Here is a 25,097-nt window from a genome sequence, read left to right as displayed (position 1 = left end):
ACTCTAAGCGGAGGGGATCACTCGCCAAGCGGAGGGGAAGCTTGCCAAGCGGAGGGGATCACCCGGCGCGGCCTGCCCCCAGGTGCGGGCGGCCTGCTGGAGCAGGTCGCGGACGCGGACCACGTCCCGGTTGGCGTCGGCGCCCGGACGCTGGACGAGGAAGAGCGTGTTGAGCGGAGCCTCGGCCGGGTCATGGAGCAGGACCGGCCGACCGGCGGCGAGGTGCTCCTCGCACAGCGAGCGGGGCAGCACGCTGTAGCCGGCGCCCGCGACGACCGCGGAGACGACGGCGTACGGGTTGGGCACGGTGAGCGCGGCGCGCGCGGCGAACTGCCTGCCGAAGACCATGCGCCAGTATCGATGCTCCGATCGCAGGTATCGATGCCCCTGTTGGATATCCGATGGCTTCCGGGCCTACCGTCGTGAACGTCGCCCCGACCGGCGGCGACAGCGACGAAAGGACCCTCCACGCCTGGCCGGACGGCTTGTCGGCGCCGCGCGGTGTTGATCCGGCAGGCTGGTCCACGGCAGCCCGCACCGCACGAGGACAGGAAGTTGACGTCATGACCGACACCCGCACCGTGAGCGTTCTCGGCACCGGGATCATGGGGGCCGCGATGGCCCGCAACCTCGCCCGCGCCGGACACCCCGTGCGCGCCTGGAACCGCACCCGGGAAAAGGCCGAACCCCTCGCCGCGGACGGCATCGAGATCGCCGACACCCCCGTCGAGGCGGTCACGGACGCCGACGTCGTCCTGACCATGCTGTACGACGGTCCCGCCGCCCTGGACGTCATGCGTGAGGCGGCGCCCGGCCTGCGTCCCGGCGTCGCCTGGGTGCAGTCGACGACCGCGGGCATCGAGGCGATCGGCGAGCTGGCCGGCTTCGCCCGCGAGCACGAGCTCGTGTTCTTCGACGCGCCGGTGCTGGGCACCCGGCAGCCCGCCGAGGCCGGACAACTGACCGTGCTGGCCGCCGGACCGGGCGAGGGGCGGGCCGCGGTGGCGCCGGTCTTCGACGCGGTCGGCGCGCGGACGGTGTGGACCGGCGAGGACGGCGCGGCCGGTTCCGCCACGCGGCTGAAGCTGGTGGCCAACAGCTGGGTGATCGCCGTCACCGCCGCGACCGGCGAGGTGCTGGCCCTCTCCCAGGCCCTCGACGTCGACCCGCAGAGCTTCTTCGACCTCATCGCGGGCGGCCCGCTCGACATGGGCTACCTGCGCGCCAAGGCCGGACTCGTCCTCAACGACCAGCTCTCCCCGCCCCAGTTCGGGGTGGCGACCGCCGCCAAGGACGCCCGGCTCATCGTCCAGGCTGGCGAGCGGAACGGCGTACGGCTGGACGTGGCGGTCGCGAGCGCGGAGCGGCTGGAGCGGGCGGCTGCGCAGGGCCACGGCGACGAGGACATGGTGGCGGCGTACTTCGCGAGCTTCGACGAGAAGCGGGAGGACTGAGCCGGCGGTCCGCTCCTTGCGCCCCGCGGCCGTGGGACCCTGGCCGGTATGGACGAGAACGCCCCGCTGCTCGTGATCGTGGACGCCGCGAACGTCGTCGGGTCGGTGCCCGACGGATGGTGGCGGGACCGGCGGGGGGCCGCGGAGCGGCTGCGGGACCGGCTGGCGGCGGACGGGGTGCCGGGGCGTCCCGGACCGGTGGAGATCGTCCTCGTCGTCGAGGGCTCGGCCCGTGGCGTGGAGTCGGTACCGGACGTACGGGTCGAGGCCGCGCCCGGGAGCGGAGACGACCACATCGTGGCTCTGGCGGGCCGGGCGGGCGACCGTCCGGTGCTGGTCGTGACGGCGGACCGTGAACTGCGGCGGCGGGTCGGGGAGTTGGGGGCCGAGGTGGCAGGTCCGCGGACCGTCAGGCCGTCGTGACGACCGACGTGCCCGACGGCCACGCCCGGGCCTGGCTCCGAAGGCCCGGGCGTTCGACGGGTCGAGCCGGAGGGTTACCCCTCGTTGCCGTTCGGCGGCTTCGCGGCGCGGCCGGCCGCGGTCTGCTCCCGCAGTCCGAGACGGCTGTGGGAGCGGCCGTAGAGGAAGTACACGACGAAGCCGATCACCATCCAGATGGCGAACCGCAGCCAGGTCTCGGCGGGCAGGTTGAGCATCAGCCACAGCGAGGCGAGCACCGACAGGATCGGGATGAACGGCACCCACGGGGTGCGGAAGGACCGGTGCAGGTCGGGGCGGGACTTACGGAGGATGATCACGCCGATCGCGACGACCACGAAGGCGAACAGCGTGCCGATGTTCACCAGCTCGGCGAGTTCGCTGAGGGGGGTGAAGCCGGCCAGGATCGCGATGAGCACGCCCAGCAGGATGGTCGGCCGGTGCGGGGTCTTGAACCGCGGGTGGACCTGCGAGAAGAAGCGGGGCAGCAGCCCGTCGCGGCTCATGGCGAAGAAGACGCGGGTCTGGCCCAGCAGCAGGATCATGCAGACGGTCGTGAGGCCGACGGCGGCGCCGAAGCTGATGAAGCCCGCGTACCAGGGATGTCCGGTGGCCTTGAAGGCGTCGGCGAGCGGGGCGGTCACGGACAACCTGGTGTAGTGCTGCATGCCAGTCACCACGATCGACACCAGGACGTACAGCGTGGTGCAGATGACGAGTGAGCCGAGGATGCCACGGGGCATGTCCCGCTGCGGGTTCTTGGTCTCCTCCGCGGCCGTGGCCACGACGTCGAAACCGATGAAGGCGAAGAAGACGACCGAGGCGGCGGTGAAGATGCCCATCACGCCGAAGTTGGACGGCGCCCAGCCGAACATCAGCTGGATGAGCGGGGACTGGAGACTGTCGCCCGCAGGCACCTCCTGCGCCTTCGGGACGAACGGGTCGTAGTTGTCGCCCTTGATGAAGAAGGCGCCCGCGATGATCACGGTCAGCACGACCGTCACCTTGATGGCGACGACGAGCGAGGTGACGCGCGCGGAGAGCTTCGTGCCGAGCACGAGGATGCCGGTGAGGACCAGGACGAGCGCGGCGGCGAGGATGTCGAAGCCGAAGCCTTCGGCGCCGTCTCTGACGCCGAGCGCCTCCGGCAGGTGCCAGCCGGCGTTGTCCAGCAGCGAGGCGATGTAGCCGGACCAGCCGACGGCGACCACCGCAGTGCCGAGCGCGAACTCCAGGACGAGGTCCCAGCCGATGATCCAGGCGGGCAGTTCACCGAGTGAGGCGTACGAGAAGGTGTACGCCGAGCCGGCCACCGGGACCGTCGAGGCGAACTCGGCATAGCAGAGCGCGGCGAGCGCGCAGACGACCCCGGCCACCACGAAGGCCAGGGCGACGGCGGGACCGGCGTTGTTCTTGGCGACGGTGCCGGTCAGGACGAAGATGCCGGTGCCGATGATGACGCCGACGCCGAAGACGGTCAGATCCAGCGCGGACAAGGATTTCTTGAGCGCGTGCTCTGGCTCCTCGGTATCGAGGATGGACTGCTCGACCTTCTTCGTCCGGAAGAGGGTGCTGCTCACGGGCGTACCTCCCACGCTTTGTCGTCCTCGACATGATCGAGAGGGGGCGTAGTGCGTATGCCCCGACGCGGGCGGATTCACGCGAATGGGCCGGTGGTACCACTGTGAAGAGTGGTACCACCGGCCCATTCGGGGGTGCTCAGTCGCGGGCGGGCTCCACCGAGTCGACCTCGGCCGCCGTACTGCCGTACTTGCCGTCCAGCTTGGAGACCAGGCCGGTGACCTGGCGGGCGATGTCGGGGGCGGTGAGGCCGATCTCCGCCATCACCTCGGCGCGGGAGGCGTGGTCGAGGAAGCGCGGCGGGATGCCGAAGTCGCGCAGCGGGACGTCGACGCCGGCGTCGCGCAGGGCCTGCGCGATCGTCGACCCGACGCCGCCGACGCGGGAGTTGTCCTCGACGGTGACGACCACGCGGTGCCGCTCGGCGAGCGGGGCCATGGCCTCGTCGACGGGCTTGACCCAGCGGGGGTCGACGACGGTCGTGGAGATGCCCTGCTTGTCGAGGAGGTTCGCGATCTCCAGGCACATCGGCGCGAGGGCGCCCACGGAGACGAGGAGCACGTCCGGGGTGTCGGTGCCGGGCTCGCGCAGCACGTCCATACCGCCGACACGGCCCACGGCGGGTACGGCGGGGCCGACGGCGCCCTTCGAGAAGCGGACGACGGTCGGCGCGTCGTCGACCTCGACCGCCTCGCGCAGCTGGGCGCGGACCTGGTCGGCGTCCCGCGGCGCGGCGAGCCTGAGGCCGGGGACGACCTGGAGGATCGACATGTCCCACATGCCGTTGTGGGAGGCGCCGTCGGTGCCGGTGACGCCGGCCCGGTCCAGGACGAACGTCACACCGCACTTGTGGAGGGCGACGTCCATGAGGACCTGGTCGAAGGCACGGTTGAGGAAGGTGGCGTACACCGCGAACACCGGATGCACACCGCCCGTGGCGAGGCCCGCCGCGGAGACGGCGGCGTGCTGCTCGGCGATGCCGACGTCGTAGACCCGCTCCGGGAAGGCCTTGGCGAACTTGTCGAGGCCGACCGGCTGCAGCATGGCGGCCGTGATGGCGACGATGTCCTCGCGCTCCTTGCCGAGCTTCACCATCTCCTCGCCGAACACGGAGGTCCAGTCGGCACCGGAGCTGGAGATCGGCAGGCCCGTGTCGGGGTGGATCTTGCCGACGGCGTGGAAGCGGTCGGCCTCGTCCTGGAGGGCGGGCTGGTAGCCGCGGCCCTTCTCGGTGAGGCAGTGCACGATGACCGGCCCGCCGAAGCGCTTGGCACGCGCCAGCGCGGACTCCAGGGCCTCGATGTCGTGGCCGTCGATGGGACCGACGTACTTCAGGCCGAGGTCCTCGAACATGCCCTGGGGCGCAATGAAGTCCTTGAGGCCCTTCTTGGCCCCGTGGAGGGTCTCGTACAGCGGCCTGCCGACGACGGGCGTCCGCTCCAGCACCTCCTTGGTGCGGGCGAGGAACCGCTCGTAGCCGTCGGTGGTCCGCAGGGTGGCGAGGTGGTCGGCGAGGCCGCCGATGGTCGGCGCGTACGACCGCTCGTTGTCGTTGACGACGATGACCAGCGGGCGGTCCTTGGCGGCCGCGATGTTGTTGAGCGCCTCCCAGGCCATACCGCCGGTCAGGGCACCGTCACCGATCACGGCGACCACGTGGTCGTCGCGTTTGAGGATCTGGTGGGACTTGGCGATGCCGTCGGCCCAGCCGAGGACCGTCGAGGCGTGGCTGTTCTCGATGACGTCGTGCTCGGACTCGGCCTGTGAGGGGTAGCCCGAGAGGCCGCCCTTCATCTTCAGCTTCGAGAAGTCCTGACGGCCGGTGAGCAGCTTGTGCACGTAGGACTGGTGGCCGGTGTCCCAGAGCACCTTGTCCTTCGGCGAGTCGAACACCCGGTGCAGGGCGATGGTGAGCTCGACCACACCGAGGTTGGGGCCGAGGTGGCCGCCGGTCTTGGAGACGGCGTCGACGAGGAAGTTCCGGATCTCCTCGGCCAGCTGGTCCAGCTGCTCCAGGCTGAGCCGGTCCAGATCGCGCGGTCCCCTGATGCGGGTCAGCAGCGGCACCCGTGCCTCCTTGCAGTAGAGCTGATCGAGCTGTTGCCGGGCTTGTCGAGTCTAATGTTCCGGCTTGGGGACCCGCGCCCGGGCGGTGCGTCATACGTCACGCGATCGGCTGTACCCAAGATGTGGCGTTCCTACGACATGACTGTGCCCGGCACCGCCATTGGTGCCGGGCACAGTGTTTTTCTTTCAGGGTCTTTCTTTCAACGGGGCGGAACCGCAGCACCCTCAGGGGCGCGGGGCTGTGACATGTGCGGCGCCGCCGCGGGCGCGACCGGACCCGCGGGACCGGCACCCGCGATCCGAACCACGCCCCTACGGCGCCGCCGCGCCATGCGCGACCCGCGGCCTTGCTATGCGCGACCCGCGGCCTTCTGGCTCCGCCGGGACACGGAGTCGATGACGACCGCACCCAGCAGCACCGCACCCGTGATCATGTACTGGATCGACGTGTTCATGTTCAGCAGGTCCAGACCCGTCTGGATCGACTGGATGACCAGCATGCCCAGCAGCGCGGACCAGACAGTGCCTCGCCCGCCGAAGAGGCTGGTACCGCCGATGACCGCCGCCGCGATGGCCAGCATCAGCGTGTTGCCGCCACCGGCGTTCAGCGTCGCGCTCTGCGTCTGGCCGGCGAAGAACATGCCGCCGACCGCCGCGAAGCCACCGGCGATGGCGAAGACGGTGATCCGGACCATCGACACGTTGATACCGGCACGGCGGGCGGCCTCGATACCGCCACCGACCGCGAACACCTTGCGGCCGTACGGCGTACGCCGCAGCACGAAGTCCACGATCACCAGCGACGCGAGGAAGATGACCAGCGCGTTGGAGACACCGGCGGCCTGGTTCAGGACGTACGCGGCGGCGAACGCGGCCACCGCGAGGGCACCGACCCGCAGCGCGATCTCGCTGGTGGGCCGGAAGGGCACACCGGCGGAACGACGGCGGCGCTGGTCCATGAGCGAGCCGTAGAGCATGGAGGCGACACCGAGGCCGGCCAGCAGGTAGGCACCGATGACGGCCTGGTCCATGAAGAACGAGCTCTGGCCGAAGAGGTGCACCGGGCCCTCGTCCGGGATGTTGATGGTGCCGCTCTCACCGAGCAGCCACAGCATCAGGCCGTTCCAGCCGAGGAAGCCCGCCAGGGTCACCACGAAGGCCGGTACGCCGATCCTGGCGAAGAACCAGCCGTGCAGGGCGCCGATGCCGACACCGGTGATCACGGTCAGCACCAGGGCCAGCCAGGAGCCCACCCCGTGGTCGACCACGAACACGGCGAACAGCGTGGACGCCAGGCCGCTGACGGAGCCGACGGACAGGTCGATCTCACCCAGCAGCAGCACGAACACCAGGCCGATGGCGAGCATGCCGGTGGCCGAGAGGTAGTAGCTGATGTTGGACAGGTTGTCGGCGCTGAGGAACCGGTCGTTCTGCAGCTGGAAGATCGTCCAGATGACGATCAGGCCGATGACGACGGGCAGGGAGCCGAGCTCGCCGCCCTTCATCTTCCGCTTGAACTCGGTCAGGTAGCCCTTGAGGCCTTCTTCGCGGATCAGCAGGCGCGGGTCGACGACGGTGACCGGCGCGGCTGTGGGGTCGTCGGCCGGGGCGACGGTGACCTGGGAGGCCCGCTCCGGATCCTTCTTCACGGTCTTGGACGTGTCACTCACTTTGCCGCCTCCGTGGTGCGACGCCCGGCACGACGGGTCACGGCGTTGTCCGTGGCACCGGTGATCGCGGCGATGATCTCTTCGTGGGTGGTGTCCTTCACCGGGAAGGCACCGTTGTTCTTGCCCAGGCGCAGCACGGCGACGGTGTCCGCGACCGCCTTCACGTCGGCCATGTTGTGGCTGATGAGGATGACGCCGAGGTTGCGCTCGCGCAGTCGCTCGACCAGGTCGAGGACCTGCGCGGTCTGCTCGACGCCCAGGGCGGCGGTGGGCTCGTCGAGGATGACGATCTTCGGGTCGCCGATCAGCGCGCGGGCGATCGCGACGACCTGACGCTGACCGCCGGAGAGGCTGGCGATCGGGATGCGCACGCTCGGGATGCGGATGGAGAGGGTGCTCAGCAGCTCGCGAGCGTTCTTCTCCATCGTGACCTCGTCGATGACACCGCGGTGCAGCAGCTCACGGCCGAGGTAGAGGTTGCCTACGACGTCGAGGTTGTCGCACAGGGCGAGGTCCTGGTAGACGGTCGCGACGCCGAGTCCCTGGGCGTCGTGCGGCTTGTTGATGCTGACCGGCTTGCCGTCCCACTCGATGACGCCCTCATCGATGGGGTGCACACCGGCGATCGTCTTGACCAAGGTGGACTTTCCTGCGCCGTTGTCGCCGACCAGGGCGACTACTTCTCCGGCGTGGACCTCCAGTTCGACGTCGGTGAGGGCCTGCACCGCACCGAATCGCTTGGAGACTCCGCGCAACGCCAACACGGGCGTAGCGGACACGTGAACCATCTCCTTCGCCGCCTGACCGGCGGGGATGCCGCGCTTGTCGAAAGGCGCGGAGGGTTGTGCTCGAGGCACTGGTCAACAAGATGAACATGCGCGCGGCCGATGCCACTTGGCAACGGCTGAGCGGTATCGGGGCGGTGCGAGTCGGTTTTCGCGCCCGCCGCGGCAGCGGCTCGCCTGCGTCATGCTTCCGTCCGGCGCCCGCCCCGCAGCGGGGTGTGAAGGTGGGGCGGGCGCCGGACAGGCTCTGCATGCCGCTGTGCGGCTACTACTCCAGACCGGCTGCCTTGCACTTGGCGGCGTAGTCCGCGGTGCAGATGTCGGCGACGGTGTAGAGCTTGTCCTTGACCACCGTGTCGTTGATGTTGTCGACGGTGACCGAGACCGGGGTCAGCAGCTGCGAGGGCACCTTGTCGCCGGAGCCGCTGGTCAGCGTCTCGGTGGCCAGGTCGTCGATGCTCTTGCCGTCGAGCAGGTTGACCGCGAGCTGAGCGGCCGCCTCGGCCTCCGGCTTGAAGGCCTTGTAGACGGTGCTGGACTGGGTGCCGGCGACGATGCGCTGGATACCGGCGAGCTCCGCGTCCTGACCGGTCAGCGGGATGCCGCTGATGCCGGCGCCCTTGAGGGCGGTCGCGATACCACCGGCCATGCCGTCGTTGGCGGCGTAGACGCCCGCGATGTTCTTGGCGCCGAGCTGGGTGATGGCGGCCGACATCTTCTGCGCGGCGACCGTGTCCTTCCACAGACCCGACTGCTCGTAGGCAATGTCCACCTTGCCGTCGAGGGCCTTGTGGGCGCCTTCCTTGAACTGCGCGGCGTTCGGGTCGGCGTCGTCACCGTTGATCATGACGACCTTGGACTTGGTGGTCGCCTTGGAGCCGAGGGCGTCGATCAGGGCCTGGCCCTGGAGCTCGCCGACCTTGACGTTGTCGAAGGAGACGTACGCGGAGACCGGGCCCTGGGCCAGACGGTCGTACGCGATGACCTTGACGCCCTTGTCGACGGCCTTCTGGATCGAGGACTTGATCGCGGCGGAGTCCTGGGCGCTGATCACGATGACCTTGACGCCCTTGGTGATCATGCTGCTGACCTGCTGCGCCTGCTTGGCGGAGTCGGCCGCGGCGTTCGCGTACTCGACCTTGCAGTCGGAGCAGAGCTCGGCGACCTTATCCTCGAAGTACGGCTTGTCGAACTTCTCGTAACGAGCGGTGACGTTGTCGGGAAGAAGCAGGCCGATCGACTTGCCGCCCGAGCTGGTGCCGCTGTCCGAGTCGTCGTCACCGGCCTTGCCACAGGCGGCGACCGAAACGGCGAGCGCCCCGATCGCAACGGCTACGGCGGTACGACGCATACGCGTGTTCACTTTTGGAACCTCCCTGACGAGGCCGCGACGTTGCGGCCGAGGTGGCTGGAAGTCAACTCGGCCACGCGTGCGACGTCAAGAAGTAAATACTTAACGAGATGGCAACGGCGTCCTGCGTTCTCTAAGTGAAGGCAGGAGTGGCTGCATGCAGCGTGCTGTCCAAAAGGGTCGAATCACCCATCTCGCTGAGCGCGAGAGCGAGTGCTCCGAGCACCTCCGCACGACCTCCAAGTGCCCCTGGAAGCACGGACAGTTGGCGCGCCGCACTGGGGATCGCATAGCGGCCGACGGACTCCCTGATCGGCCCGAGCACCAGCTCACCGGCCTCGGCGAGATCACCGCCCAGGACCACTCGGCTCGGGTTCAGCAGATTGCAGAGATTGGCGACTCCACTGCCGATATGTCGGCCGACGTCGGCGATCACCCGACGACAGCCCGGGTCTCCGTCCCGCGCCAGCCGTACGACGCCTTCCATCGTCAGGTCGGTCCCGTGGCTGGACTGGAGGAGCGGCAGCACATAGCGCGCGGCCGCGAAGGTCTCCAGGCAGCCCCGGTTTCCGCAACGGCAGACGGGGCCGGATTCATCAAGAGTAATATGTCCGATTTCTCCCGCAGTACCACCAGGGCCGCGGTAGATCCTCCCGTTGATCACCAGACCGGCGCCGACACCGCTGGCGACCTTGATGTACGCCAGGTCGCGCACCCCCCGGCCGCTGCCCCACACCAGCTCGCCGAGGGCGCCGAGGTTGGCGTCGTTGTCCACGTGCACGGGCACGCCCAGGCGGCCGCGCAGCTCCTCGGCGGGCTTGGTGCCGATCCAGCCCGGCAGGATGGCGGAGGAGCCGAGCGTGCCGGACTCGAGGTCGATGGGACCCGGGACACCGAGACCCACACCGGCGATCTTGGAACGGTCGACGCCCGTTGCTGCAATCAGGCGATTGACCAGTTGCTCCGCCCGGTCGAAGCCCTGTGTCGAGGAGGCGTCCACGTCGAGCGGCTCGGCTTCCTCGGCCAGTACCTGGTGGGCGAGGTTCCCGACCGCGACGCGCAGATGCGTGTGCCCGAAGTCGACGCCGATGACGATGCCGGCGTCCCCGCTGAGGGAGACGCTGCGGGCTCGCCGGCCACCCGCCGAGGTGGGCGTGACCTCGACCGTTCCGCCTTCCTTGAGTTCGCGCACGATGTTGGAGACGGTCGCGGCGGACAGGCCCGTCGTCCGCGCGATCTCCGCCTGCGTGAGCGACCCGGCCAGCCGTACGGCCCGTACGACCCGCTCCAGGTTGGCTCGGTGCAGCGATGACTGCGACCCCGGAGTCTCCACGACGACCTCCTGCGCGCGGGACCGCTTCGATGAGGCCCCGTCTATGTCCAACTAGTGAACTCTAAGCTGAGCCGTTCGGGTCGCCTCCCGTCAAGAGGTTGACCCGCATCCGCGTTCATGTACACAAACACGGCCACCGCTTCCGGAAGATCCGGAAGCGGTGGCCGTACGGGCAAAGGGGCCGCTACTTCAGCGCCCCTGCGGTCAGTCCCTGCACCACCTGACGCTGGAAGACGATGTACGCCGCGAGCACCGGCAGCATGGCCATCACCAGGCCCGCGAACAGTCCCGACCAGTCGCCCTTGTACCCCTGGCTGACGGCCAGCTGCACCAGGCCCTGGGTCAGGACGCGCTTGTCCGGGTCGGTGTTCAGCACCGTGGGCAGCATGTACTGGTTCCACTGCCCGAGGAAGTTGAAGATCCCCACACTGATCAGGCCGGGCTTGGCCATCGGCAGCATGATCTGGAAGAAGGTCCGGGAGTGCGAGGCCCCGTCCACGAAGGCCGCCTCCGCCACCGAGCTCGGCAGGGTGCGGAAGAACGCGGTGAGGAAGAACACCGTGAAGGGCAGCGAGTAGGCGATGTAGACCAGGATCAGCCCGTGGATCGTGTTCAGCAGGCCCATGTTGTTCACGACGTAGAACAGCGGGACCAGCGCGAGCATGATCGGGAAGCTCATGCCTCCGATGAACAAGAAGTAGATGAACCGGTTGCCCGGGAAGTCGAAGCGGGCCAGCACATAGGCCGCCATGGAGCCGAGCACCAGGGTGCCGATGAGCGAACCCCCCACCACCAGGATGGTGTTGAGGAAGTAGTCGCTCATGTTGGCCTCGGTCCAGGCCCGCGACCAGTTGTCGAAGTGCAGCTTGTCCGGCAGCGACCAGGGCGAGCCGAAAATGGCGCTGTCGCTCTTGAAGGACGTCATCACCGCCCACAGCAGCGGCATTACGACCAGGATCGCCCAGATGACCAGGATCCCGTGCGAGAAGACGTTGAGGGTGGTGCCCTCCCTCTCCTTCCGGGGCGGGCCGGCCGGGACGTCGACCTTGGCGACGGGCACACCGGACTCGGCCGGTACGGGGGCGGGGGTCTCGGTCGTCTTCATTGATCAGTACTCCAGCCGCTCGCGCCGGCCCAGCCGCATCACGAGGGCGGCGAAGGCCAGCGTGACGACGAGGAGGGCGACGCCGATGGTGGTGGCATAGGCGGCCTGCCCGTCGCGGAACGCCTTCTGGTACACGTACAGGACCATGACGGTGGTCGAGTAGTCGGGACCGCCCGGCCCGGTCGTCATGATCTGTACGACCGCGAACGCCTCGGCACCCAGGGCGAGGATGCCCATGTAGACCCAGCCGGACTGCACGGTGTCCCACAACAGCGGCAGGGTGATCCGGAAGAAGGTGGTGGCCCGGCCCGCCCCGTCGAGCAGCGCCGCCTCGTACAGGTCCGCCGGGATGGAGGCCATCCCGGCGGAGAAGAGGACCACGAAGAAGCCGACCGTGGACCACACCAGCACGGCCATCACGCACCACAGGGCCAGACTCGGGTCGCCCAGCCACAGGGGCTGGACGCTGTCGAGCCCGATCCCGCGCAACAGCGAGTTGATGGCGCCGCTGTCCGGGTTGTACGCGAAGGCGAACAGCAGGGCCACGATGGCGATCGAGAGCACCTGCGGGAAGAAGTAGACGATCTTGTAGAAGGAAGAGCCCCGGACGCCGGAGATCACCGGGCCGCCCTTCCTTCGCCGTCCGCCGACATTGATCATGAAGGCGAAGAACAGCGCCAGACTGATGGTCACCAGCGGCAGCACGACCGCGAACATCAAGCTGTGCTGCAAGGACTTCCAGAAGATCTCGTCGTCCAGCATCCTCCGGTAATTGTCCAGGCCGACCATCTTGAATTCAGGGCTCAGGCCGGTCCAGTCCGTGAACGAGTAGTAGATGGACTGGATGAACGGCCAGATCACGAATAGCGCGTACAGTCCGAGGGGCAGCGCCAAAAACCCCACGATGAACCGGTACTTGCCGTGCTGCATCGCTTCTCCGGTCCGTCTACTGGTGCTTGTAGTGCTTGATCGAGCTGTCCTTGGCGGTCTCGTCCGCGTAGTCCTGGATCTTCTTGATGGCCTCGGCGGGAGTAAGCCGGCCGGCCATCATCTCGCCGAGGCCGGACACCCCGATCTTCTCCTTCTGCAACTGCACGTACCAGTCCTGCAGCCGCGGATTCACCACGTTGTCGCCGGCCTTTTCCAGCGCCGCGACACCGGACTTGAGACCGGGGGTGAGGGTGATGCCGTCGGTGCCGCCGTTGTACGCGGTCAGCGACTTGACCTTGCTGGTGAAGTTCTTCGAGGACGCCTCGCTGAGCATGATGCGCAACTGCTCCATGCCGCCCGCGCCGTTCTTCGCCTTGGCCGGGACGATGAACGGCTCACCGCCGGAGGCCCAGATGGTGCCGAAGGGCATCTTGTCGGAGGAGTCGATGCCGGTGGGCGCGGAGACGGCGAGGTTGAAGTCGGCCGGGATGACGTTGGCCGACTCGTTCTCCACCCAGGAGCCGTTCGGGATGAACAGCGCCTTGCCCTTGGCCCACGCGGTCTGCGACTGGATGTGGTCCAGACCGGGCGTGCCCTTGAGGATGTAGCCCTTCTGGTAGAGCTCGTAGTAGGCGTCGAAACACGCCTTGACCGCCGGGTGCTTCCAGGCGTTCGGCTCCAGGTTGTCGATCGCGTCGAGGACCTCGACGCCGCCCACCTTGCCGATCATCGGGTAGAGCGAGAAGGGGAGGTAGTACGGGTACTTGCCCGCGTACGTCCAGCCCGCGATGCCCTTCTTCTTGGCCTTCGCGCAGACCGCGAGCATCTCGTCCCAGGTCTCGGGATAAGTGGCGTCGAGGGAGTCCAGGGCCTTCTGCGAGTACCAGACGCCGTACACCGTGTAGGCGTAGTACATGATCCAGACCGGGTCGCCGTCGAGCTGGCCCATCTCCACGATGCCGGGGCGCAGCGTGTCGCGGACCTTCTTGTCGGGGTCGTCGTAGGACGGGGCGTCGAGGAGCGCGGTGAGGTCGGCGAGCTGGTTCTTGCCGGCCAGGACACCCATGTCCATCTGCTCGGCGCCGGAGTTGTCGATGAGGTCCGGCGGGGTGCCCTGGTTGAAGCGGGGCTGGAGCGTGGACTGGATCTTCTGGGTGGCGGAGAACTTCACCTTGGCCTTGGGGAAGTTCTTCTCGTAGATCTTCACGGCGTCCTCGGCGTACTCCTTGCCGAAGCCGCCGTCGAACAGGACGAATTCCATCCCCGCGGTCTCGTTCACGCCCAGCGGGTTCTTGGCGGTCTTCTTGCCGGCCTTGGCCTTGTCCCCGTTGTCGTCACCGCCACTGCTGGCGCACGCGGAAAGGAAGCTCATCGTGGGGACGGAGATCAGGCCCAGCGCGGCGGCCCGCTTGATCAGATCGCGGCGGCCTACGCCACCGGTGCCGTTGTTCTCGGCGGAAGTGGATCCCATGCTCAAGTCCTCGCCTTCTCCAGGACTCAGGCGGTGAACCGGATCCTCCCCGGCACCGCGGTCAGGTCAAGCAGGGTCGTGCGGATCATGACGTGCGGATCGGTGAATCGCCGACAGGTATAGTCCACTTCACGTCAATGGAGCAAGATCGAATGCAAGGTTGGCCGAGGGAGTTTCCGAGTTGAGACCTCCCGGAAATATGAGTGGCCTGTGTGCCTCTTGCCGGAAAAATCCCTGACATAGAGCCCGTATGCCACAGCCAACGTCCTTGACATCACTGTCCACTTGAGCCACAACTGATCCTTGCGCACAGAAGTTGACAACGTTGTCCACACCACGCGCAGGGAGAGTGCTCGCGTATGCGGCAGCACAGGGTTCGGCACAGACGAGGTTCGGCGGGCGGGCGGGGTTCGGCGGTCGTGGTCGTGGCGGCAGCCTTCGTCATGGCGGTGGGCTCGCGGGGCTCGGCGGTCGCCCTGCCGGCCGCACCCGCCGCGGCCGACCGGTCGTTCGCCTCCTCCTTCGAGGCGGGCGACCCGGCACCCGACTGGCTCAACACCGTCGACACCGCGCCGGACGGCGGCAAGCGGGCCTCGGGCGTCGACGGCGGCTACAGCACCGGCATTCCCGGCAATGTCACCGACCACGTCACGGACGTACGGGCGAGCGCCGAGAACACGGGCGGCGGCGAGGTCAAGGAGAACCTCGTCGACGGCGAGCCGGGCACCAAATGGCTGGCCTTCGAGACGACCGGCTGGGCCGAGTTCGACCTGGACAAGCCGGTGAAGGTGGTGACGTACGCGCTCACGTCCGCGAACGACGTCGCCGAGCGCGATCCGAAGGACTGGACGCTCCAGGGTTCCACCGACGGCAAGGACTGGAAGACCCTCGACACCCGCTCCGGCGAGTCCTTCGCCGAGCGGCTGCAGACGAGGGCGTACGACATCGCTCAGCCGGTCGCCGAGTACCGGCACTTCCGGTTGGACATCACCGCGAACAACGGCGCCTCGGGCGTGCTGCAGCTCGCCGACGTCCAGTTCTCCACGGGCGGCGCCGACGGCCCGGTCCCCGAGGACATGCTCTCGCTGGTCGACCGCGGCCCGAGCGGCTCGCCCACCGCGAAGGCGGGCGCGGGCTTCAGCGGCAAGCGGGCGCTGCGGTACGCGGGCCGGCACACGGCCGAGGGGCGGGCGTACTCGTACAACAAGGTCTTCGACGTGGACGTGGCGGTCGGCCGGGACACGCGCCTGTCGTACCGGATCTTCCCCTCGATGGCGGACGGCGACCGGGACTACGACGCCACGAACGTCTCCGTCGACCTGGCCTTCACCGACGGCACCCACCTGAGCGAGCTCAACGCGACCGACCAGCACGGGTTCGGGCTGTCGCCGCGGGCGCAGGGCGCCGCCGAGGCGCTCTACGTCAACCAGTGGAACAACGTGGTCGCGCGGATCGGGTCGGTCGCGGCCGGGAGGACGGTCGACCGGATCCTGGTGGCGTACGACTCCCCCGAGGGGCCGGCGAAGTTCCGGGGCTGGCTGGACGACGTGACGATCGAGCGGGTCGCGCCCGAGAAGCCGAAGGCCCACCTCTCCGACTACGCGCTCACCACCCGCGGAACCAATTCCAGCGGCGGTTTCTCGCGGGGCAACAACTTCCCTGCGACGGCCGTCCCGCATGGCTTCAACTTCTGGACGCCGGTGACCAACGCGTCCTCGCTCAGCTGGCTGTACGACTACGCACGGGCCAACAACGCGGACAACCTGCCGACGGTCCAGGCCTTCAGCGCGAGTCACGAGCCCAGTCCCTGGATGGGTGACCGGCAGACCTTCCAGGTGATGCCGTCCGCCGCCTCCGGCACCCCGGACACCGGCCGCGAGGCCCGCGAGCTGGCCTTCCGGCACGAGAACGAGACCGCACGGCCGTACTACTACGGGGTGCGCTTCGAGAACGGCCTGAAGGCGGAGATGGCCCCGACGGACCACGCGGCGGCGCTCCGCTTCACCTACCCCGGCGACGACGCGAGCGTGCTGTTCGACAACGTGACCGACCAGGCGGGGCTCACGCTCGACAAGGACGCGGGTGTCATCACCGGCTACTCGGACGTGAAGTCCGGGCTGTCGACCGGCGCCACCCGGCTCTTCGTGTACGGGGTGTTCGACAAGCCCGTGACCGAGGGCGACTCCGGCGGGGTCAAGGGATACGTGCGCTTCGACGCCGGTGCCGACCGGACGGTCACCCTGCGGCTGGCCACGTCGTTGATCGGCCTCGACCAGGCGAAGGACAATCTGCGCCAGGAGATCCCGGACGGCACATCCTTCGACACGGTCACCTCGCGCGCCCAGCGGCAGTGGGACCGGATCCTCGGCAAGGTGGAGGTGGAAGGCGCCACGCCGGACCGGCTGACCACGCTGTACTCCAGCCTGTACCGGCTCTATCTGTACCCCAACTCCGGCTTCGAGAAGGTCGGTTCGAAGTACCGGTACGCCTCTCCGTTCTCGCCGATGCCCGGTCCGGACACTCCGACGCACACCGGAGCGAAGATCGTGGACGGCAAGGTGTACGTCAACAACGGCTTCTGGGACACCTATCGGACGACCTGGCCCGCGTACTCGCTGCTGACGCCCGGTCAGGCGGGCGAGATGGTCGACGGGTTCGTGCAGCAGTACAAGGACGGCGGCTGGACCTCGCGCTGGTCCTCCCCCGGGTACGCGGACCTGATGACCGGCACCTCGTCGGACGTGGCCTTCGCGGACGCCTACGTCAAGGGCGTCGACTTCGACGCGAAGGCGGCGTACGAGGCGGCCCTCAAGAACGCGACGGTGGTGCCCCCGTCCTCGGGCGTGGGCCGCAAGGGCATGGCGAGCTCCCCCTTCCTCGGCTACACGAGCACCGACACCCACGAGGGCCTGTCGTGGGCCCTGGAGGGCTACCTCAACGACTACGGCATCGCACGGATGGGCCGGGCGCTGTACCGGCAGACCGGCGAGCGGCGCTACCAGGAGGAGTCGGAGTACTTCCTCGACCGCGCCCAGGACTACGTGAACCTGTTCGACGGCAAGGCCGGCTTCTTCCAGGGCCGGGACGCACAGGGCGACTGGCGCGTCGAGTCCTCCGCGTACGACCCCCGCGTGTGGGGCTACGACTACACGGAGACCAACGGCTGGGGCTACGCCTTCACCGCCCCGCAGGACAGCCGGGGCCTCGCCAACCTCTACGGCGGCCGCGGCGGCCTCGCGGAGAAGCTCGACGAGTACTTCGCCACCCCGGAGACCGCCTCGCCCGACTTCGTGGGCTCCTACGGCGGGGTCATCCACGAGATGACGGAGGCACGGGACGTACGGATGGGCATGTACGGGCACTCCAACCAGGTCGCCCACCACGTGAACTACATGTACGACGCGGCCGGGCAGCCCTGGAAGGCGCAGCGGAACGTGCGCGAGGTGCTGTCGCGGCTCTACACCGGCAGCGAGATCGGTCAGGGGTACCACGGCGACGAGGACAACGGCGAGCAGTCGGCCTGGTTCCTGTTCTCCGCGCTGGGCTTCTACCCGTTGGTGATGGGCAGTGGTGAATACGCCGTCGGCTCACCGCTGTTCACCAAGGCGACCGTCCATCTGGAGAACGGCGAGGATCTGGTGGTCCGGGCGCCGCGGAACAGCGCGAGGAACGTGTTCGTGCAGGGGCTGACGGTCAACGGCCGTGCATGGACGTCCACTTCGCTCCCCCATGCGCTGCTCGCGAAGGGCGGGGTCCTGGACTTCGACATGGGCCCGAGGCCCTCCTCCTGGGGCACGGGCAAGAACGCGGCCCCCGTGTCGATCACCAAGGACGACAAGGTGCCGGCCCCGCGCGCGGACGTGCTGAAGGGCGAGGGCGCCCTGTTCGACGACACGTCGGCGACGGAGGCGGGCGTGGCGTCGGCCGTGGGGTTGCCGGTCTCCGGGCGGGTCAAGGCGGTTCAGTACACGCTGACGTCGTCGGCGGACCGCACGAAGGCGCCGACCGGCTGGACGCTCCAGGGCTCGGCCGACGGGACCACGTGGAAGACGCTGGACGAACGCTCCGCGCAGTCCTTCGCGTGGGACAGGCAGACACGTGCGTTCACGGTGGGGTCGCCGGGTACGTACGGGAAGTACCGTCTGGTCGTCGACGGCGAGGCGGTGGTGTCTGAGGTCGAACTGCTCGCCTGAGCAGTGGAGTTGGGGATCCGAGTTGGGGGTTTCATGTCGCTTCCCGTGCCCGTCCTGCCCGAGGGTGTCGATCCGGCCTGGCTGCCGTCGGCCGCCTTCCGGCCGCTCGGCAGCCGGCGGACGCTGATCAGCGGATCGGGTCCGACGGTGGAGACGGTGCACGGGGAAGTGGCGGAGGCCTGCGCCCGGTTCGGGGGGCGGGTCGTACGCGACTGCGGGCCGGGCGACTCGTCGTACGACCTGGTGCTGGAGCTGGACGGGCCTGAGGACCTGGGGAACGAGGGCTTCACCTGCCTGCGCAGGGACGGCCGTACGACCGTCACCGCGTACGGACCGTCCGGGCTGCTGTACGGCCTGTTCCATGTCGTGCGGCTCGGGGAGAAGGCGTTCCGGCACGACCGGCAGAAGCAGGCGCACCGCCCCGCAATGGCGCTGCGGATGCTGGACCACTGGGACAACGTGGCCGTGCACCCGGTCATGGGCCAGGTGGAGCGCGGGTACGCGGGCGGGTCGCTGTTCTGGGCGGACGGGCGGGCCCGCGGCGACCTGGAAAGGGTGCGGGCGTACGGCAGGCTGCTGGCCGCCTGCGGGATCAACGCCGTCGCTGTGAACAACGTCAACGTGCACGCGACCGAGGCACGTCTGCTCACGGACCGGATCGGTGAAGTCGCCGAGATCGCGGGTGCGTTGCGGCCGTACGGCATCAGGACGCATCTGTCGGTCACCTTCGCCGCGCCGATGGTGCTCGGCGGGCTGCCGACGGCCGATCCGCTGGACGCATCGGTGCGGGCGTGGTGGGCCGAGGCGACGGCGCGGGTGTACGAGGAGATCGACGACTTCGGCGGGTACGTGGTGAAGGCCGACTCCGAGGGACAGCCCGGCCCGTTCGCGTACGGCCGCAGCCATGCCGAGGGAGCGAACCTGCTGGCCGCCGCGCTCGAACCGTACGGCGGGACCGTGCACTGGCGGGCCTTCGTCTACAACCACCGGCAGGACTGGCGGGACCGGACCACCGACCGGGCGCGGGCCGCGTACGACCATTTCACGCCGCTGGACGGGGAGTTCGCCGACAACGCCGTCCTCCAGGTGAAGCACGGGCCGCTGGACTTCCAGGTCCGCGAACCGGTCTCGCCGCTGATCGGCGCGATGCCACGGACCCGGCTCGCGGTGGAGGTGCAGGCCACCCAGGAGTACACCGGGCAGCAGCGGCACGTGTGCTGGCTGGGGCCGATGTGGAGCGAGGTGCTGAGGTTCCGGCCGGACGGGGACACGGAGGTCGGGTCCCTGGCGCGCGGCGGCCTGGTGGCGGTGTCCAACGCGGGCGACGACCCGTTCTGGACCGGACATCCGCTGGCGCAGGCCAACCTGTACACCTTCGGCCGGCTGGCCTGGCAGCCGGACGCGAATCCCTACCGGTTCCTGAGCGAGTGGATCGAGCTGACCTTCACGCCCGAGGAGTTCGAGGAGACCGGGGAGACCGGGGAGGGTGCCCGGCTCACGGCCTCTCTGAGCGAGGTGCTCGCCGGCTCCTGGCAGACGTACGAGAAGTACACCGCCCCGCTCGGCGTGGGCTTCATGGTGCAGCCCGGGCACCACTACGGGCCCGGCGTGGACGGCTACGAGTACAGCCCCTGGGGCACCTACCACTTCGCCGACCGGGACGGCATCGGCGTCGACCGGAGTGCCGCGACCGGCACGGGCTACGCGGCGCAGTACGCCAAGCCCTGGTCCGAGGCGTACGAGTCGACGGACACCTGCCCCGACGAGCTGCTGCTGTTCTTCCACCACGTGTCGTACGACCACGTACTGCACAGCGGGAAGACGGTGATCCAGCACATCTACGACACCCACTTCGAGGGCGTGACGGAGGTGGAGGAGGCCCGTGAGGTGTGGGCCTCACTCAGCGGCCTCGTCGACCCGGCACGCCACGCGCGGGTCGCGGAGCGGTACGAGGAGCAGCTCCGCAGTGCCCGCGAGTGGCGCGATCAGATCAACAGCTACTTCTTCCGGAAGTCGGGAGTGCCGGACGCACATGGGCGGCGCATCTACTGAATCCGCAGGATCGCTGTGCCGAGCGGGTCGAGGGTCAGCGGGTCGCCCTGCTCGACCCGCTTGCCGGTCAGCAGGTCGGTGGCGGAGGTGTGGGCCGTCAGGTCGGCCGGTTCGGGGGCGTGGTTGAGGAGGAAGACCAGGCGGGTCCCGTCCGGGGCGACGCGGGTCGCCGTCTCCACGGTCGCGTGGTCGGCGTACGGGCCGATCAGGTCGTGGCGGGTGAGGATGCGGCGTATGACCTCGTTGACGCCCGGCTGGTCGAGGGCGGTGGCGACGTACCAGGCCTCGCCGCCGTTCTCGCCGAACCGGTTCCGGGTCACGGCCGGCGTGCCCGCGTAGAAGTCGGCGCCGTAGGTGGCGATCGGTTCGGCGCCGCGAGGCAGGACGATCTCGAAGACCAGGCGTGCCTCGCAGCTCGACTCCCCCAGCTCCACGGGCTGTACGACCTCTTGCGGTCGGGAGTCCCACTCGTCGACGCGGATGCCCATGAGGGGGGCGAGCGGGCCGGGGACGTCGGTGAGGAAGGCGCGGTCGTGTTCGTCGACGCGGCCGGAGAGGAAGGTGGCCAGGACCGTGCCGCCGCGCGCGGCCACCGCTTCGAGGCGGGCGGCCAGGTCGCCCTTGACCATGTGGAGGACGGGGGCGAGGACCACGTCGTACGGGGTGAGGTCGGCGGTCTGGGGGACCACGTCCACGTCGGCGCCGGCCTCGCGGGCGGCACGGTAGTAGGCGTGGACGGTGTCCTGGTAGCGGACGAGGCGGGAGGGGCCGTCGGAGATCTCCAGGGCCCACCAGCTGTCCCAGTCGAAGAGCAGGGCGGTGCGGGCCGGGGTGCGGGCGCCCAGACTCGTATCCCCGAGAAGCTCCAACTCCCTTCCGACGCCAGCTACTTCACGGAAGACCCGGGTGTCGTCGCGGCCCGCGTGGCCGATGACCGCGCCGTGGTACTTCTCGCAGGCGCCGCGTGAGGCACGCATCTGGAAGTACAGGGCCGCGTCGGCGCCGTGGGCGACGGCCTGGAAGGTGGCGAGGCGGAGTTCGCCGGGACGCCTGAGAGGGTTGACGTCACGGCAGGCCGTGGTGGACGGGGTCTGTTCCATCAGCCAGAAGGGGGCGCCGTCCTTGAGGCCGCGCATCAGGTCGTGGGCGAGGGCGGGCCAGGTGGGCGGTGCGTCGAGGGGCGGATAACTGTCCCAGGAGGCGAAGTCGAGGTGGGGCGCCCAGCGGTGGTAGTCGAGGGGGCGAAACATGCCCATGAAGTTGGTGGTGACGGGGGTGTCCGGGTCGTGGGCGCGGATCACCTCCTTCTCGGCGAGGAAACAGCCGAGGAGGGCGTCGGTGGTGAAGCGGAAGTAGTCGAGCGTCGTGCCCTGGAAGGCGGTGTGGTCGGGGCCGCGCCAGTGCTCGGTGAGGGCGTTCGGCGGCTCGATCTCGGCCCAGTCGGTGTAGCGGTGGGACCAGAAGGTGGTGCACCAGGCGTCGTTGAGGGCGTCCGGGGTGGCGTACTTCTCGCGGAGCCACTCCCGGAAGGCATCGGCGCACCGCTCGCAGTAACAGACGCCGCCGTACTCGTTGTTGATGTGCCAGGCGAGCAACGCCGGGTGCTCGGCGTACCGTTCGGCGATGCGGTCCGCCATGGCCGTGGCCAGTCGGCGGTATGTCGACGAGCTGGGGCAGAAGTTGTGGCGCTGGCCGTAGCGGTGACGCCGGCCCTCGAAGTCGGTGCGGTTGACCTCGGGGTACTTCTTCGCGACCCAGGGCGGGAGGGCGGCGGTGCCGGTGGCCAGGCAGACCCGGCGGCCCTCGGCGGCGGCGCGGTCGAGGATGCGGTCGAGGATCGTGAAGTCGTAGGTGTCCTCGGCCGGTTGGGTGAGCGACCAGGAGAAGACACCGACGGTGAGGGTGTCGATGCCGGCCCGGGTGAACAGGCGGTGGTCCTCGTCCCAGACCGGCTCCGGCCACTGCTCGGGGCTGTAGTCACCGCCGTACGGGATCTTGGGGGTGCCTGGCACGGTCATACGGTGAAGTCCTCCTGGGTCTCGGCGATCACCGGGCGGCCGCTGTGCAGCAGGGACAGCAGCAGCGGGGCGGCGAGCAGGGCGGGCAGCGCCTCGGTCAGCAGGGCGGTCAGTCCGGCGACCAGGACGAGCAGCGAGGCGGCGCCGAGGGTGGCGCGGCCGTGCCGGAACAGGAAGTACGCGGCGAGGCGGGCGGTGTCGCGGGCGCGGAAGGCGAACAGCGAGGTGAGCACCAGGGCGTGTGCGCCCCAGAGGAGGGAGCCGGCTCCGATGGCCGCCAGCAGTACCGCCCACCAGCCGGGGAGGCCGGTGGCGGAGAAGTGGGTGAGGGTGAAGGCGACGACGGTCAGCCAGGCGAGCAGCGGCGTCCACAGTTTCAGCGCCGGAAGGGCGTTGAGCCGCCAGCCGCGCCAGTAGGTGCGGGCCGGGTGGAGGTCGGCGAGGTCGCGGTCGCGGTGGTGGAGGGCGTACAGGGCGGCGGACAGGGCCGGGCCGAGCGGCAGCAGGCATACGGCCGCCAGGGGGAGGTTGGAGGCGTCGGGGCCCACCAGCAGCAGTCCCGCCAGGCCCGGCGCGGCGGCGAGGAGCAGCAGCGCCTCGACGGTGACGAGGGTGTGGATCAGGGCGGCGGCGCGGGAGAGGGCGCCCTCCCCGAAGGTGACGGACGTGCTCGTACTCATCGCGGCTCCCTTCCGAGCAGCCGCCGCTCGACCGTCCACGGCGGTGCCTCGTCCTCGACGGGGGGCACCTCGACGAGGGTGACCTCGTGGCGGCTCAGTGTCTGGACCAGGTCCGGATCGAGGTCCGGATCCAGGTCCAGGTCCACCCGGCCGTCCGTGGCAGGCGGCCTCAGGTGCCGCCGGGCGGGCTCGGCGGCTTCATGCAGTACGTCGATCTGGTGCGGGCGGGGCGAAGGCGGGCCGGCCATCCGCTGCCAGGCCGTCCGGGCGTCGGAGAACCGGCCACTCCGCTCGGCGGGCAAACGGATCACCCGTTCTCCTTCTTGAAGCGGTCGTACGCCTTGTTGTGCACGTCGACCAGCTGGTCCATGTTCTTGGCCTTCAACTCGGTCACGTAGTCGTCCCATTCGGACAGCGGGCGCTTGCCGAGGGCGAACTTGAGCGTGTTCTGCGTGACGTGGTCGCGGAGCGGGGTGTCCCAGAGCGTCGCCTGCTCCTGCTCGACGGACTGGAGCGGGTGGGCCGGGGAGACGGGCAGTTCTGTGCGCTGGGCCATGGCGTCCTGGAACTTCTTCTCGTCCGGGCCGAACGAGGAGGAGACCAGCTCCCAGCTGCCGCCGTAGGTGAAGACGCCGTTGAAGAAGCCGTAGTCCTTCTGCAGGTCCTTCGGGGCGTCCGGATCGGAACCCATGAGGCTGATGCCGGGCTCCAGTCTGGGCTCGCCGCCCGACTCGGTGTAAGTGACGCCCTGGACACCCCACTTGCAGAACTTCTGGCCCTCGTCCGAGTACCAGAGCCAGTCCACGAACTGCATCATCGCGACGAAGGTGTCGCTCTTGAGTGCCTTGCTGGAGATCATGACGCCGTTCTCCAGCCGGCTGCCGCCCAACACCACCGGGCCCGCCGGTCCGAGCGGCACCGGCACCATCTCGATCTTCGCGCCCTCGACCTGCTTCTCCAGGTTGTAGCGGTAGTTCTGCACCAGCTCCTGCGGGTTGGCGCTGATCGCGAAGGACTTCTCGCCCAGCAGCTTCTGCACCGCGGCGTCGTCGGTCTGGGTGAAGCTCTCCGGGTCCATCAGCTTCTCGGCGACCAGTTTTCTCAGGAACTCGACCATCTGGCGATAGCCGTCCTGCGCTCCGGTGAAGACGAACTTCTGCGCCTTTGAGTCGAAGCTGATGTTGTCGTACGTCCAGCCGGCCCGGACGCCGTACGCCTGGCCGAGATAGCTGAGGAGGGAGGCCACGGGGTACGGGGTGTTGATGCTCCAGCGGTCGGAGAAGGGGTAGCGGTCGGGGTACTCCGCCTTGAGCGCCTTGAAGACGTCGTACACCTCGTCCCAGGTGGTGGGCAGGCTCAGGCCGAGCTTGTCGAGGACGTCCGTGCGGAAGGACAGCGAGTAGCCGGACTTGACCTTCTCGTGCAGGCCGGGCAGCAGGTAGTACTTGCCGTCGGCCTGGCGGAAGGAGTCGAGCTCCGGCTCCAGACTCCACTTCTTCACCTTCGCCCGGAAGTTGGGCATCAGGTGCACGTAGTCGCTGACCGGGAGGATCGCGCCGGAGGACACGAAGGCGGCCTCCGCCGGGTGGTACGTCTTGGGGATCAGGAACGGGGCGTCGCCCGCGCCGATGAGGACGCTGCGCTTCTTCTCGTAGTCCACGAGAGGGACGTCGACCGGCTTCAGGGTGACCCCGGTGCGCTTGGTGACCTCCTTCCAGAACAGCCAGCTGTCCTTCGTCGGATAGACCGGGTTGTTGTTGTGCAGGAGCGAGAAGGACAGCGGCTTGGCGGCCTTGAACTGCTGGCCGGCGCGGTACTCCTTCATCGCGCCGTTCTGCTTCTTGGAAAGGTCCTTGGAGTCCCCGCCGTCGTCGCCGCTGCCGCAGCCGGTGAGGGTGGCGAGGCCTATGAAACCTGCGGCGGAGAGGATCTGACGCCTCGACAACTGTCCGGCGTTCTTCCGTCC

Annotated in this window: 18 protein-coding genes; 4 read left to right on the top strand and 14 right to left on the bottom strand. The window is 68.9% G+C overall.

Features of this window, described 5'->3' with window-relative positions; translation table 11 throughout:
* Positions 1-3: 3 nt before the first annotated feature.
* Complete coding sequence (locus tag ADK57_RS24140) at positions 4-348, bottom strand: LysR substrate-binding domain-containing protein (protein ID WP_053751633.1); 345 nt, start codon at positions 346-348, stop codon at positions 4-6.
* 215 nt (positions 349-563) lie between these two features.
* On the opposite strand from ADK57_RS24140, the gene ADK57_RS24135 reads away from it, so the two are divergent.
* Positions 564-1,454, top strand: a complete 891-nt coding sequence (locus ADK57_RS24135) for an NAD(P)-dependent oxidoreductase (protein WP_053751632.1) — start codon at positions 564-566, stop codon at positions 1,452-1,454.
* A 48-nt stretch (positions 1,455-1,502) separates the two neighbouring features.
* Positions 1,503-1,877 (top strand): NTP pyrophosphohydrolase, encoded by a 375-nt coding sequence (locus ADK57_RS24130; protein ID WP_053751631.1) that lies wholly within the window; start codon positions 1,503-1,505, stop codon positions 1,875-1,877.
* Between the two features lie 74 nt (positions 1,878-1,951).
* Here ADK57_RS24130 and ADK57_RS24125 read toward each other — a convergent pair whose 3' ends face one another.
* The 9 genes from ADK57_RS24125 to ngcE all read right to left on the bottom strand — a co-directional run bounded on the left by ADK57_RS24125 (position 1,952) and on the right by ngcE (position 14,188).
* Complete coding sequence (locus ADK57_RS24125; protein ID WP_053751630.1) at positions 1,952-3,475, bottom strand: amino acid permease; 1,524 nt, start codon at positions 3,473-3,475, stop codon at positions 1,952-1,954.
* A 139-nt stretch (positions 3,476-3,614) separates the two neighbouring features.
* Complete coding sequence (gene dxs, locus ADK57_RS24120) at positions 3,615-5,543, bottom strand: 1-deoxy-D-xylulose-5-phosphate synthase (protein WP_053751629.1); 1,929 nt, start codon at positions 5,541-5,543, stop codon at positions 3,615-3,617.
* Between the two features lie 350 nt (positions 5,544-5,893).
* Positions 5,894-7,213, bottom strand: a complete 1,320-nt coding sequence (locus ADK57_RS24115) for a sugar ABC transporter permease (protein ID WP_053751628.1) — start codon at positions 7,211-7,213, stop codon at positions 5,894-5,896.
* Positions 7,210-8,001, bottom strand: a complete 792-nt coding sequence (locus tag ADK57_RS24110) for an ATP-binding cassette domain-containing protein (protein ID WP_063785996.1) — start codon at positions 7,999-8,001, stop codon at positions 7,210-7,212. Before ADK57_RS24110 ends, ADK57_RS24115 begins: the two co-directional genes overlap by 4 nt.
* A gap of 265 nt (positions 8,002-8,266) precedes the next feature.
* Complete coding sequence (locus tag ADK57_RS24105; protein ID WP_053751626.1) at positions 8,267-9,349, bottom strand: sugar ABC transporter substrate-binding protein; 1,083 nt, start codon at positions 9,347-9,349, stop codon at positions 8,267-8,269.
* Positions 9,350-9,482: 133 nt separating this feature from the next.
* Positions 9,483-10,682, bottom strand: a complete 1,200-nt coding sequence (locus ADK57_RS24100) for an ROK family transcriptional regulator (protein ID WP_053751625.1) — start codon at positions 10,680-10,682, stop codon at positions 9,483-9,485.
* 184 nt (positions 10,683-10,866) lie between these two features.
* Positions 10,867-11,787, bottom strand: coding sequence for a carbohydrate ABC transporter permease (locus tag ADK57_RS24095; protein ID WP_053751624.1), 921 nt, complete (start codon positions 11,785-11,787; stop codon positions 10,867-10,869).
* Between the two features lie 3 nt (positions 11,788-11,790).
* A complete protein-coding gene (locus tag ADK57_RS24090; RefSeq protein WP_053751623.1) occupies positions 11,791-12,717 on the bottom strand; it encodes a carbohydrate ABC transporter permease in 927 nt (308 codons plus the stop codon).
* A 16-nt stretch (positions 12,718-12,733) separates the two neighbouring features.
* A complete protein-coding gene (gene ngcE, locus ADK57_RS24085) occupies positions 12,734-14,188 on the bottom strand; it encodes an N-acetylglucosamine/diacetylchitobiose ABC transporter substrate-binding protein (RefSeq protein ID WP_053751622.1) in 1,455 nt (484 codons plus the stop codon).
* Positions 14,189-14,547: 359 nt separating this feature from the next.
* Between ngcE and ADK57_RS24080 the strand changes: the two genes are divergently transcribed.
* Positions 14,548-18,381 carry a GH92 family glycosyl hydrolase gene (locus ADK57_RS24080; protein ID WP_078973303.1) on the top strand — a complete coding sequence of 1,278 codons (3,834 nt, stop codon included), beginning with the start codon at positions 14,548-14,550 and terminating at the stop codon, positions 18,379-18,381.
* A gap of 33 nt (positions 18,382-18,414) precedes the next feature.
* Positions 18,415-20,433, top strand: coding sequence for an alpha-glucuronidase (locus tag ADK57_RS24075; protein ID WP_053751621.1), 2,019 nt, complete (start codon positions 18,415-18,417; stop codon positions 20,431-20,433).
* On the opposite strand, the gene ADK57_RS24070 is transcribed toward ADK57_RS24075, so the two are convergent.
* Genes ADK57_RS24070 through ADK57_RS24055 form a run of 4 tightly spaced genes read right to left on the bottom strand, consistent with a single transcriptional unit; the run spans position 20,427 to position 25,076 of the window.
* The gene (locus tag ADK57_RS24070; protein WP_053751620.1) at positions 20,427-22,451 is read right to left on the bottom strand and encodes a beta-galactosidase; all 2,025 of its coding nucleotides are present in this window, start codon (positions 22,449-22,451) and stop codon (positions 20,427-20,429) included. The two genes, ADK57_RS24075 and ADK57_RS24070, sit on opposite strands and share 7 nt — an antisense overlap.
* Positions 22,448-23,131, bottom strand: coding sequence for a hypothetical protein (locus ADK57_RS24065; RefSeq protein ID WP_053751619.1), 684 nt, complete (start codon positions 23,129-23,131; stop codon positions 22,448-22,450). Before ADK57_RS24065 ends, ADK57_RS24070 begins: the two co-directional genes overlap by 4 nt.
* Positions 23,128-23,442 (bottom strand): hypothetical protein, encoded by a 315-nt coding sequence (locus ADK57_RS24060; RefSeq protein WP_053751618.1) that lies wholly within the window; start codon positions 23,440-23,442, stop codon positions 23,128-23,130. Before ADK57_RS24060 ends, ADK57_RS24065 begins: the two co-directional genes overlap by 4 nt.
* Positions 23,439-25,076, bottom strand: a complete 1,638-nt coding sequence (locus ADK57_RS24055) for an extracellular solute-binding protein (protein ID WP_199830671.1) — start codon at positions 25,074-25,076, stop codon at positions 23,439-23,441. Before ADK57_RS24055 ends, ADK57_RS24060 begins: the two co-directional genes overlap by 4 nt.
* Positions 25,077-25,097: the final 21 nt, after the last annotated feature.

This window comes from Streptomyces sp. MMG1533, from assembly GCF_001279775.1.
Taxonomy (GTDB): domain Bacteria; phylum Actinomycetota; class Actinomycetes; order Streptomycetales; family Streptomycetaceae; genus Streptomyces.
Note: the sequence above shows the minus strand (reverse complement) of the source record. Positions and strands in the feature narration are given on the sequence as shown.